9 protein-coding genes are annotated in these 11,707 nt (G+C 72.3%); 7 read left to right on the top strand and 2 right to left on the bottom strand.

The genetic code is table 11. The features are described from left to right. The first annotated feature begins 72 nt into the window (after positions 1 to 72). From ACFWFI_RS18715 to rlmB, 6 genes are all read left to right on the top strand, one after another. A complete protein-coding gene (locus ACFWFI_RS18715; protein WP_387391215.1) occupies positions 73 to 654 on the top strand; it encodes a GNAT family N-acetyltransferase in 582 nt (193 codons plus the stop codon). Positions 655 to 681: 27 nt separating this feature from the next. Next, a complete protein-coding gene (locus ACFWFI_RS18710; RefSeq protein ID WP_387391177.1) occupies positions 682 to 2,199 on the top strand; it encodes an ABC transporter substrate-binding protein in 1,518 nt (505 codons plus the stop codon). A 4-nt stretch (positions 2,200 to 2,203) separates the two neighbouring features. After that, entirely contained in the window at positions 2,204 to 3,916 is a 1,713-nt protein-coding gene (locus tag ACFWFI_RS18705) for an ABC transporter permease subunit (protein ID WP_387391175.1), read from the top strand. Next, complete coding sequence (locus ACFWFI_RS18700) at positions 3,913 to 5,172, top strand: MFS transporter (RefSeq protein ID WP_387391173.1); 1,260 nt, start codon at positions 3,913 to 3,915, stop codon at positions 5,170 to 5,172. Before ACFWFI_RS18705 ends, ACFWFI_RS18700 begins: the two co-directional genes overlap by 4 nt. A 54-nt stretch (positions 5,173 to 5,226) precedes the next feature. Continuing rightward, a complete protein-coding gene (gene cysS, locus ACFWFI_RS18695) occupies positions 5,227 to 6,627 on the top strand; it encodes a cysteine--tRNA ligase (protein WP_387391170.1) in 1,401 nt (466 codons plus the stop codon). A gap of 106 nt (positions 6,628 to 6,733) precedes the next feature. After that, the gene (rlmB, locus tag ACFWFI_RS18690; protein WP_387391167.1) at positions 6,734 to 7,690 is read left to right on the top strand and encodes a 23S rRNA (guanosine(2251)-2'-O)-methyltransferase RlmB; all 957 of its coding nucleotides are present in this window, start codon (positions 6,734 to 6,736) and stop codon (positions 7,688 to 7,690) included. 40 nt (positions 7,691 to 7,730) lie between these two features. Here the strand turns inward: rlmB and ACFWFI_RS18685 are convergent, their stop codons facing one another. Beyond that, entirely contained in the window at positions 7,731 to 8,354 is a 624-nt protein-coding gene (locus ACFWFI_RS18685; RefSeq protein ID WP_387391165.1) for an NUDIX hydrolase, read from the bottom strand. Positions 8,355 to 8,383: 29 nt separating this feature from the next. Next, positions 8,384 to 9,865, bottom strand: coding sequence for a hypothetical protein (locus ACFWFI_RS18680; protein ID WP_387391163.1), 1,482 nt, complete (start codon positions 9,863 to 9,865; stop codon positions 8,384 to 8,386). 162 nt (positions 9,866 to 10,027) lie between these two features. Here ACFWFI_RS18680 and ACFWFI_RS18675 point away from each other — a divergent pair, with 162 nt between their 5' ends. Beyond that, positions 10,028 to 11,665: a DoxX family membrane protein gene (locus ACFWFI_RS18675; RefSeq protein WP_387391160.1), complete on the top strand. Its 1,638-nt coding sequence runs from the start codon at positions 10,028 to 10,030 to the stop codon at positions 11,663 to 11,665. Positions 11,666 to 11,707 lie beyond the last annotated feature (42 nt).

Raw genomic sequence — 11,707 nt, 5'->3', positions numbered from 1 at the left:
CAAGTGATGTGCCGTACAGGCCGAGAGCGAGGGTGAGCGTCAGTGGTGAGCGCGACCGCCGGGGCGACGAGGATGCCGGACGCGCCGGCCGGTGCGGACGGGTACGTCCTGCGGACCGCCACCGCGCAGGACGTCGGCGGCGCGCGGGCCGTCATGCTGGACACGGTCTACCGCGACCTGCGCTCGGGCTACGTACCCCGCTGGCACGCCGACATCATCGACCTCGAAAGTGCCTATCTGCGCCCCGCGCGCTGCACGCTCCTGGTCGTCGTGCGCGGCGACGAGGTCGTGGCGACGGGCGCGGTACGCGACCGGGGCCCGCAGGCGCCGCCCAATCCGCAGTGGGTCGCTGACCGCTTCCCCTCCGGTTCCACGGCCCAGCTGTGCCGGATCTACGTACGCCCCGAACACCGCAGGCACGGCCTGGCCCGCGAGCTGGTGCGGGAGCTCGGGGACTTCGCCGCGCGGGCGGGCGGCTACACCTCGCTCTATCTGCACACCGATCCGGCCGTGCCGGGCGCCGAGCCGTTCTGGCGGTCGCTCGCCCATGAGGTCTGCGACGAGCGCGCGCTGCCGGGCGGAGGCCAGGGCATCATCCATTTCGAGCTGCCGATGCCCGGTCTCGGGGGAACGGCCACCCCGAATATCAGATGATAATCGTTTTCATATAGGGTCACCGCCATGCCTACGTCCCGAAGCCGACGCCTCCCGCTGCCGGTCATCGCCGCCACCGCCGCCCTGCTGCTCCCCCTCGCCGCCTGCACCTCGTCGAGCGGCTCCGGGGCATCCGGCGACGCGCAGCGGATCAGGGTCGTCATGGCCTTCCCGCCCGCCCAGGCCATGTCCCCGTACGGGGACGACGCGGTCACCCTCAGCCGGCTCGCCGTCATCGAGGGCCTCACCACCCTGGACAGGAACGGCGCGGCCCAGCCCGCCCTCGCAGCGTCCTGGAAGCGGGACGACCCCACCACCTGGACGTTCACCCTCCGCGACGCCGCCTTCCAGGACGGCGCGAAGGTCGACGCGGACGCCGTCGTCCGCTCCCTCACCGCCGCGGGCAAGGCGTCCCCGCTGCCCCGGGTGCTGTCGGACACCCCCCTGACGGCCACGGCCACCGACGCGGACACCGTACGGATCGTCACGAAGGAAGCGGACCCCCTGCTCCCGCAGCGGCTCGCCAACCCGTCCCTCACCGTCCTGTCCGCCGGCGCCTACAAGAACGGCAAGGTGAACCCCGCCGGGCATGCCACAGGCCCGTTCACCCTGACCGACGTCAAGGGCGCTGTCGCCGCCACCCTCGAGCGCAACGCCGACTACTGGGGCGACAAGGCGAAGGCCCCGGGTGTTGACGTCACCTTCGCCGCGGACGGCACCGCCCGCGCCAACGCACTGCGGACGAAGGCCGTCGACGTCGCCGAATACGTACCGATCGCGCAGGCGTCACTGCTCGGCGACTCGTTCGTCCACGAGTTCCCGTCCGCCCGGACCAACGGCCTCTCCCTCAACACCCGGAGCGGGGTCTTCGCCGACCCGGCCATGCGCGCCGCCGCCCGCGAGGCCATCGACTCCAAGGCCCTGGTCGACGGGGTGTACGAGGGCCGGGCGGACACCGCGAAGGGACTCCTCGGCCCCGGCATCCCCTGGGCCGCCGAGAAGCGCACCGCGCCCGCCGGCCGGACCGGGGCGGCGAGCCGCGGGGAGGTGGCGAAGACGAAGGAGATCGTCCTCGCCACCTACACCAACCGGCCCGAACTCCCCGAGGTCGCGACCCTGGTCCAGCAGCAGCTCGAGAAGCGCGGCTTCACCGTCAAGCAGGTCGTCCGCGACTACGCGCAGATGGAGGCCGACGCGCTCGCCGGGAAGTACGACGCGTTCATCCAGGCGCGCAACACCCTGCTGGACACCGCCGACCCCGTCTCCTACCTCGCCTCCGACTTCACCTGCGACGGCAGCTTCAACATCTCCCAGCTGTGCGACAGGAATGTCGACGCCGCGGTGGACATGGCCGCCGCGCTGACCGGCACGGACACCCGCCACGGCGCCGAGATGACCGCCGAGGCCGCCGTCCTCGGCGCCGACGCCCTCGTACCGCTCGTCCACGAGCGCTTCGTCCAGGGCTACGACGACGCCCGTGTCGAAGGCGTCGCCCTCGACCCGATGGAACGCACCCTCATCACCGCCGACACCCGCGTCGGGTGACCGCGTGAAGTACCTGGCCGGACGGCTCGGCGCGCTCCTGGCCGTCGTCGCCGTCATCGGCCTGCTGCCCGGACTGACCCGCACCGATCCGGCGCTGACCATCCTGCACGCCCGCTACGCGGACCGTCCGCCCACACCGGCCGTGCTCGACGCGATCCGCGCCGAGACCGGACTCGACGGCGGCCCGCTGCACGTCCTCGGCGGCTGGGCGTCCGGACTGCTGCGCGGCGACCTGGGGGAGTCCTGGGTCTCCGGACAGCCGGTCGGCCCCGACGTGACCTCCGCCCTCGGTGTCTCCCTCACCCTCATGGGCGCCTCGCTCGCCGTCGCCGTCCTCCTGGCGCTCGCCCTCGTCGCCGGCACGCTCCGGCGGGGTGCCCGACGCCGGCTCGTCACCACCCGGGCGGGCGTCGGCGCCGCCGTGCTCGCCGCACTGCCGGAATTCCTCCTCGCCGCCGTACTGGCCACCGTCCTCGCCGTACAGCTGGGCTGGTTCCCCGCCCTCGGCTGGGGCGGCGCCGACCAGCTCGTCCTGCCGGCCCTCGCCATGGGCGTCCCCGCCGGCGCGCTGCTCGGGCGGCTCCTCGACGACGCGCTGCCCGCCGCGTTCGCCGAACCCTGGGCGCGCGCCGCCACCGCCCACGGGATGCCCGCCCGCCGGATCGCGGCCCACGCCCTGCGCCGAGCACTGCCCGCACTGCTGCCGCAGCTCGGCCTCGTCGTCGTCGGCCTCACCGGCGGCGCGGTCGCCGTCGAGACGCTCTACGCCGTCCCCGGACTCGGCGGCACCGCCCTGGCCGCCGCCCTGGCCCAGGACCTGCCCGTCCTCCAGGCCTGTGTCCTGCTCCTGCTCCTCCTGGGCGCCGCCGCCGGACTCGCGGCCCGGCTCGGCTCCAGGGCCCTGCTCGGCCCCGCACGGACCGACGGCGCCCTTCCCCCGCTCGTGGCGCCGGCCCTCCCCGCACGCCGCACCGTGTCCGCCGGGGCGGCGGTCCTGGGAGCCCTCCTCATAGCCGTCGTCCTCACGGGCCTGCTGCGCGACCCCCTGTACGCCGATGCGGCCGCCCGCCTGACCCCACCCTCCGCGGCCCATCCGCTGGGCACCGACTCCCTGGGCCGCGACATCCTCGCCCGCCTCGGCCACGGAGCGGTCAGGACCGTGCTCACCGCGATCGCCGTCGGCGCCGTCACGCTGCTCCTCGGACTGCTCGCCGGGGCAGCCCGCGCCGGCGCCCTCACCGAGACGGCCAACGCCCTGCCCGCGGTCCTGGCCGGCCTCGTCGTCGCGGGGATCGCCGGCCCCGGCCCCTGGGGCGCGGCCGCCGCCGTCGCCGCCGTCGCCTGGGCCCCGCTCGCCGCCCATACCTCAGCGCTGTACGCCCAGGAGCGCGCCGCCCCGCACGTCACCGTGGCCCTCGCCCTCGGCGCCGGTCCATGGCACCGGCTGCGCCGCCACATCCTTCCCGGCGTCCTGCCACCGGTCGTACGCCACGCCGTCCTGCGCATCCCGGCCATCGCACTGGCGCTCGCCTCCCTCGGCTTCCTCGGCCTCGGGACACCCGCCCCGGCGCCGGAGTGGGGCCGCATGCTCTCGGAGAACATGCCCTACGCCGAACGCGCCCCCTGGGCCGTCCTCGCCCCCGCCGCCGCTCTCGCCGCCCTCGGCGCGCTCGCGGTGCTGACCTCGGCGGCCGTACGCGGCCGAGGGCGCGTATGACGACCGCCACGGCGGGCAACCGGCCCGGCGCCGACCCGGAGCTCAAGCCCTACCTCCGGCTCCTGACAGCCACCCAGTTCGCCTTCAACACCGGCTTCTACGCAGTCCTGCCCTACCTCGCCGCCCACCTCGGCGACGGACTCGGCATGGCGGGGTGGCTCGTCGGACTCGTGCTCGGGCTGCGCACCTTCAGCCAGCAGGGACTCTTCGTCGTCGGCGGCGCCCTCACCGACCGCTACGGCCCCCGGCCGGTCGTCCTCACCGGCTGCGTCCTGCGCATCGCCGGATTCTGCTGGCTCGCCCAGGCCGGCTCCACCGCCACCGTCATCGGCGCCGTCCTCCTCATCGGCTTCGCCGCCGCCCTCTTCTCACCAGCCGTCGAATCCGAGACCGCCAGGACCGCCGTCACCTACGAGACCGAGACCGGGACACCGCGCGCCCAGGTGCTGGCCGTTTTCTCCGCCGCCGGCCAGGCCGGAGCGTTCCTCGGCCCCCTGCTCGGCAGCCTGCTGCTGCTCCTGGGAGGCGGATTCCGGACGGCGTGCCTGGCCGGGGCCCTGGTCTTCGTCGGCGTGCTCGCCGGACACGCCCGCCTCATGCCCCGCAGGCCGCGCCGCGTCAGGACCGCCGAAGCGGGCGGCGTCCTTCCCCGCCAGGTCTTCGCCAACCGGCCCTTCTTGGTGCTCTGCCTCGTGTACAGCAGCTATCTCGTCTCCTACAACCAGCTCTACCTCGCCCTGCCGGTGGAGGTTGAGCGGGCCACCGGCTCCCAGAGCGCGCTCGGCGGGCTCTTCGCGCTCTCCTCCCTGCTCGTCGTCGCCCAGCTGCCGCTGACCCGCTGGTCCGCCCGCCGCATCACGCCCCGTACCGCCCTCGTCGCGGGGCTCGCCGTCGTCGCCGCCGGATTCGCCGCGGTGCCCCTCGCGCCGGCCGGGCCCGCCGGGCTGCTCCCCGGGGCCGCGCTCGTCGTCCTGCTCACGCTCGGCCAGATGCTGCTGGTCCCCGCCGCCCGGGGGCTCGTACCGGATCTCGTCGACGACCAGCGGCTCGGCCTCGCCACGGGAGCCCTGTCCTCCGTGTCGGGCCTCGCCGTCCTCGTGGGCAGCGCCGCCACCGGAACGCTCCTCGACACACCCGGCCCCGTCCTGTGGGCGGTACTCGCCGCCGTCCCCCTGGCCGGTGCGGGACTCGCCCTGACGCTGTCCCCAGGGCAGCGCACGCCGGAGCCCGGTACGACCGTCACCGATTACAAGTGACACGTTTTCCACAGGGGGCCCTTGGCACTGGTGCGGGCCCACTACCCTTGAGGCGTGACTATTCGCCTGCATGACACCAACGCCCGGCAGATCCGTGACTTCGTCCCGCTCACAGCGGGCTGTGTCTCGATCTACCTCTGTGGCGCGACTGTCCAGGCCGCCCCGCACATCGGGCACATCAGGTCCGGACTGAACTTCGACATCATGCGCCGCTGGTTCGAGTACCGCGGTTACGACGTGACGTTCATCCGGAATGTCACCGACATCGACGACAAGATCATCAAGAAGTCGGCCGAGCAGAACCGCCCCTGGTGGTCCATCGGCTACGAGAACGAACGCGCCTTCAACGACGGCTACGCCGCCTTGGGCTGCCTCCCGCCCACGTACGAACCGCGCGCCACCGGGCACATCCCCGAGATGATCGAGATGATGCGCGGCCTCATCGAGCGCGGCCACGCCTACGAGGCCGACGGCAACGTCTACTTCGACGTCCGTTCGTACGAGGGATACCTCGAGCTCTCCAACCAGGACCTCGACGACCTGCGTCAGCCCTCGGGCGACAACGAGACCGGCAAGCGGGACAAGCGCGACTTCGCCATGTGGAAGGCATCCAAGCCGGGCGAGCCCAGCTGGGAGACCCCGTGGGGCCGCGGCCGCCCCGGGTGGCACCTGGAGTGCTCCGCGATGGCGCACAAGTACCTCGGCACCGCCTTCGACATCCACGGCGGCGGGATCGACCTGATCTTCCCGCACCACGAGAACGAGATCGCGCAGGCCAAGGCCTTCGGCGACGACTTCGCGAAGTACTGGGTCCACAACGGCTGGGTCACCCTGTCCGGCGAGAAGATGTCGAAGTCCCTGGGCAACTCCGTGCTGGTCAGCGACATGGTCAAGCGGTGGCGCCCCATCGTGCTGCGGTACTACCTCGGCACCCCGCACTACCGGTCGATGATCGAGTACAGCGAGGAGGCCCTGCGCGAGGCCGAGTCCGCCTTCGCGCGGATCGAGGGCTTCGTCCAGCGCGTGGTGGAGAAGGCCGGGGGACCGGTCGAGGCCACCCTCGAGGTGCCGCCCGCGTTCGCCGAGGCCATGGACGACGACCTCGGCGTCCCGCAGGCGCTCGCGATCGTCCACACCACCGTCCGGCAGGGCAATTCCGCCCTCGCCGCCGACGACAAGGAAGCCGCCGTCGCCCGCCTCGCCGAGGTGCGCGCGATGCTCGGCGTCCTCGGCCTGGACCCGCTCGACCCCCACTGGGCGGGAGAGAGCGACCGCGGCGAGGACCTGCACGGCGTCGTCGACACCCTCGTACGGCTCGTCCTCGACCAGCGCCAATCGGCCCGCGAGCGCAAGGACTGGCCCGCAGCCGACGCGATCCGCGACCAGCTCAACCAGTCCGGCCTCGTCATCGAGGACAGCCCCAGCGGACCCCGGTGGACGCTCGGACCGCGCTGAGCGGACCTTCGCACCATGCGTGAGCAGCGCAAATGTGCCGCCCGGCCATCCGGGCGGCACACTTTCACTTGACGACGTTTTTCTGAAGCAACGAAACAGGTAGGTCATGGCCGGGAACAGCCAGCGCAGGAACCGCCGCACGTCCAACAAGAAGGGCATGCAGGTCGGCAGCGGCGGTAACCGACGCCGTGGTCTCGAAGGCAAGGGACCGACGCCGCCCGCCTCCGCCCGCAAGGGACACAAGAAGAACAGGGTGGCGAACGCCCAGGCCAAGCAGGCCGTGGCACGCCGCCCCGCCCCGCGCCGCGGTGGCGCCAAGGGCACGTCGGAGATGGTCGTCGGCCGCAACCCGGTCTTCGAGGCGCTGCGTGACGGCGTCCCCGCGACCACCCTGTACGTCCAGCAGTACATCGACAACGACGAGCGGGTCCGCGAGGCCCTCCAGCTCGCCGGTGAGCGCGGCAACATCCACCTCATGGAGGCCCCGCGCCCCGAGCTCGACCGGATGACGAACGGCCTGAACCACCAGGGCCTCGTCCTCCAGGTCCCGCCGTACGAGTACGCGCACCCGGAGGACCTCACCGCCGCCGCGTACGACAACAACGAGGACCCGCTGATCGTCGCCCTCGACGGCGTCACCGACCCCCGAAACCTCGGCGCGATCGTCCGCTCCGTCTCCGCCTTCGGCGGCCACGGCGTCGTCGTCCCCGAGCGCCGGGCGGCCGGTATGACGGCCGGAGCCTGGAAGTCCTCGGCGGGCACCGCGGCCCGTACACCCGTCTCGCGCGTCACCAACCTGACCCGCGCCCTGGAGGGCTACCAGAAGGCGGGCATCACCGTCGTCGGCCTCGCCGCCGACGGCGAGCACACCGTCGAGGACCTCGAAGCCCTCGCCGGCCCCGTCGTCATCGTCATCGGCAGCGAGGGCAAGGGCCTGGGCCGCCTCGTCGGCGAGACCTGCGACTACCGGGTCCGGATCTCCATGCCGGGTGGCGCCGAATCCCTGAACGCCGGTGTCGCCGCGGGCATCGTCCTCTACGAGGTGGCACGCCGCCGGGCGTGACGCCTGCTGCGGGACCGGCCGAAGCGTGGCCTGACGGCCTTCAAGCCGTCAGGCCCGCCAGCCGCGCCCTCATCAGTACCGCGATGGTGAAGCCGTCCGTGATCCGCCCGTCTCCCACCATCGCCTCGGCCTCCTCGAACGGCACGGTCACACATCTGCGGATCGCCTCGGCGGTTTCCAGCGATCCGGTCCCGGCGATCCGTGCCGCGAAGAGGGACACCCGGTCGGCCGTCGTACCCGAATCCGGGTGCACCTCGCCGAGCGGGATGATCTCCAGCGCCTCCGCGCCGATCTCCTCCGCCAGTTCCTTGGTCGCGTTCTCCTCGGCGGACAGCTCCGGTGTACCGAAGCCGCGCGGTACCTCCCAGTGCCAGGAACGCGTCGCGTGGCGGAAGTGCTCGATCAGCACCACCCCGCCGTCGAGCAGCGGCAGCACAGCGCAGCCCGGAGCCGACGTGGCGCTGACCGACCGGATGTACGAACCGGTGGACCCGTCCGGGAAACGCACCGGATCGCGCAGCAGCGTGATGTAGCGGTCGCTGTACAGCACACCGCCCGCCTCGGCGACCGCCTCCGGATCGCTGAGGATCTCGATGCCTCCGGACTGGTTGACGAACAGATCAGGGCGCTCCAGGCGCAGCCGCTCGTAATACTCGGTACTCATCTGGTGTGTTTTCCCGGGCCTCGTCCTCTTCAGACATGCGGGGACTGCTGGTCGGCCTGGCCCCGGCGCGGGCCCGAGCCGGTCTCCACGACGCGACCGCCGTACGACTTGAGGATCTCCTCCCAGTCCTTCCTGACGTTGCGCAGCTGGAGTGACGGCAACGTCAGCGAATGCCCGAGCCCGCTGCGCGCTCCACGGCCCTCCCGGTCGAAGAACTCCAGCCGCACACTCAGCGCACCGGCGAGCGCCGTGGCCATCTGCAGCGAGCCAGCCAGCAGGGACACCTCCTCACCGGCCGTCACCTGCAGAGCTATCCCTGCGGACTCCAGGACCAGAGCCACCTTCATCTCGCGCTGGAAACCCTGCTGCGTACCGCTGGCCTTGCGCGCGGCCCGCAGCATTCCCCGGTGCAGCCTGGCCACATCACCCGTGCCGGCCCGGAACTCCTCGGGCGTGGGCACCCGACCGTCCCTGAAACTGCCCCGTACGAAGGAGTCCAGGGCGTTCACGTAGCCGTTCCACTCCTCGGTGGTCCGCAGACGTGTGATGTCGGAAAGGGACAGCGAGCCGTAGGACCGGGGGCCGTCCACCGCCCGGTGCAGGGCGTCGGCGAACACGTCGCGCAGCAGCAGGCCGATCTGCTCCGGGTCGTCGGGACGGTTGCGGACGTCGTCGCGCAGTTCCTGGAGCGTCGATCTCGGTGGCGAGCCCGGAGGAGTCAGGGCGGTGAGCCCGCTCGCCTTGGGGACTCCGAGGTTGTACAGCAGATCGATGAGCTGCTTGGTCGCCACGACGTGCTCGCCCTCCCTCAGCAGTCCCTCGTGCACGTCGGTGCCGGGCCGGGTCAGGAACTCCTTGTACACAGCCTCCCGCGTGATGGTCGCGTAGAGATCCTGCTGCGTGGCCCATCGTGCGATGTCGGTGAGGACGCCCTCCTTCATAGCCCGCGCCCGGGCGAGGGAGATGCCCAGGTGCTTCTTCAGCGGGGCCTCGCGGAGCCGCATGAGGGTCGTGAGCCTGCTGGAGAAGAACTGGTTGATGTTCTCCGTCGCCTCCCGGTTCGCCTCGTCGTCCCAGTCGAAGCGAACCAGGGCGGGTTCCGCCTCGTCGGCGAGCAGGCGCTGCCAGGCGCGGTGCACCTGTGCGTCGTTCGTCCAGGCGAACTCGGCGGCTGGATCACGCTCGGAGTAGAGGAACGGGACGAGCGCCTTCCCGTTCAGCAGGTGGATGAAGGCCTGCCGTTCGGACGGGTCGGCGGAGGGCAGGTAGTTGGCCGAAACCGCTTGATTGTTGATGAAGTACGCCCGGTTGACCACCAGGGTCCCGCTGTTCACCAGGGCGCGGCGCAGCTCTGCGGCGGCGGCTTCCACGTCGTCCGGGGAACGCCCCGACGGGGCGTTCGCACGCTGCCGTGCGGCTGCGAGATCGCTGGGAAGCCACTGGTTGTCCAGAGCCTGGGCCATGACCGGGTAGCGGGAGAGGTCCTTGAAGATGAGCTGTTGTCCGGCCACTGTGTCCCATTCCCCTGCGCTCAATGTCCCCGAAAGCTGTGGTGGTTGACGTACGGCGGGCGTAAAGGAGTTCCCGCCCGCCGCAGGTTGGCCGGATCTTGACGGGTCTCGGACACTTCGGACGCGTCAAGGCAGTGTCCTAATCACACATCACTCGGTTAGATGAGTGTGGACACCAGAACGCCTCGGTTCGACGACCAACCCGCCCTGAGCATGACGAAGGTGGACAGCGACCCCGCGCAGGTCATCGTCAGCCACGCCAGCTTCCGGGTGCAGCTCGCCCCGGGCCAGCGCCCCCGTCTGCGCCCCCTGGGATCCGCCGGACCGGCCAGGATCCCCGCCATGAGCGGCGCGGGCGGCCGGAGGCGGGCTCCCGTCGTCTGGAGCGGCAGGTCCGAACCGGGCGACCCCGGAGCGACCGGACTCCTGCAAGCCGTACGGAACTCCACCGCCGGCCACCTCGACGCCCGCCCCGGCGGCGACTTCGGCGCGGGCTACGACGACGCGGGCGGCGGCACGCAGGTCATCCCGCGCCTCGACGAGACCCAGCCCAACCCCGTACTCCTCGCACCCCATCAGCCCGGGGGCGGCCGCACCGGACCGCTGCTGCCCCCCATGCGGCAGGCCGTCGGCGCCTACGACGCCGTCGAGACGCCCTCGCGCGACGCCTACGACGTCCCCTACGACGACGACCCCGACACCGAGGGCCTGGACGGCACCCCCGCCGGGGACCGACGCCACGCCAACGACACCATCCGGCACGCCTACTACCCCGGCCGCCGTATGAACCTCGGCGTCGTCCTCCTCCCGCTGCGCGTCATCCTCGGCTTCCTCTCCATCTACGCCGGCATGGGCAAGCTCTGCGACCCCGCCTACTTCGACGGCGGCGACCGCGGCTCCATGGTCAAGTGGCTGACCTCACTGCACCCCTGGGCCGCCGCCGAACCCCTGCGCGACTTCGCGCTCGCCCACCCCGTCGCGGCCGGCCTCTCCGTCGCCTTCCTGCAGGTCGTCGTCGGCGTCCTCACCGTCCTCGGACTCTGGCAGCGGGTCACAGCGGCCTTCGGCGCACTGCTCTCCGCCGCACTGCTGGTGACGGTCAGCTGGCGCGGTGCCGCCGCCTACGACACCCCCGACATCATCCTGCTGGCCGCCTGGAGCCCCCTCGTCATCGCCGGCGCCCCCGTCTACTCCCTCGACGGACGCCTCGCAGGAGAAGCCTGGCGCACCCTCGGCCCCCGCTCCGCGATCTGGGACCTCCGCCGCCGGGTACTGCGCCGCGGCACCGTGGTCGCCACCGTCGTCGTCGGCCTGACCCTGCTGGTCGGCTCCATGCTCGGCGGCGCCGTCCGCTCCACGCAGGTCGTCACCGTGCCGGGCCCCGACAGCTACCCGACCAACCAGCTCCCCGGCTCCCCGCTCCCCGACGAGTCCACGGGCAAGAAGCAGAAGCCCTCCCGGACCCCGGACAACCGAACCCCCGAGACGTCCCCCTCCAGTGCCCCGGGCACCCCGTCGGCCGAGGAGTCCACCCAGGGCTCCGAATCCGAGCGGGAATCCGGCCCGACGGCCGGTGCGAGCACGGGACAGCCCAGCCAGACCCAGGGCACCGGCCAGGCACCTCCGGAGGACCCGGCCCCGCAGGAGCCCCCGTCCGGCGACGCGGGCCCCAGCTCATCGGGCTCCGCCGCCTCCGGCGGCTCCGACGGCGGCTCGGACGGCGGATCCGACGGCGGCTCGGACGGTGGTGGCTCCTCCGGCGGCGCCGGCCAGAACCCCATCGGCGGCCTGCTCGGCTGACACCACCACCACACACCGCGAGGGCGGTCACCGGACATCCGG

The organism is Streptomyces sp. NPDC060209, assembly GCF_042728155.1.
Classification (GTDB): domain Bacteria; phylum Actinomycetota; class Actinomycetes; order Streptomycetales; family Streptomycetaceae; genus Streptomyces.
The sequence above is the reverse complement of the archived record's forward strand: the minus strand, read 5'-3'. Positions and strand labels throughout refer to the sequence as shown.

Excerpts from the sequence above, each read along its gene's own strand:
- ACFWFI_RS18685 (WP_387391165.1), bottom strand. The coding sequence starts at position 8,354 with ATGAGTACCGAGTATTACGAGCGGCTGCGCCTGGAGCGCCCTGATCTG.
- ACFWFI_RS18715 (WP_387391215.1), top strand. The coding sequence starts at position 73 with ATGCCGGACGCGCCGGCCGGTGCGGACGGGTACGTCCTGCGGACCGCC.
- rlmB (WP_387391167.1), top strand. The coding sequence starts at position 6,734 with ATGGCCGGGAACAGCCAGCGCAGGAACCGCCGCACGTCCAACAAGAAG.
- ACFWFI_RS18675 (WP_387391160.1), top strand. The coding sequence starts at position 10,028 with ATGAGTGTGGACACCAGAACGCCTCGGTTCGACGACCAACCCGCCCTG.
- ACFWFI_RS18710 (WP_387391177.1), top strand. The coding sequence starts at position 682 with ATGCCTACGTCCCGAAGCCGACGCCTCCCGCTGCCGGTCATCGCCGCC.
- ACFWFI_RS18700 (WP_387391173.1), top strand. The coding sequence starts at position 3,913 with ATGACGACCGCCACGGCGGGCAACCGGCCCGGCGCCGACCCGGAGCTC.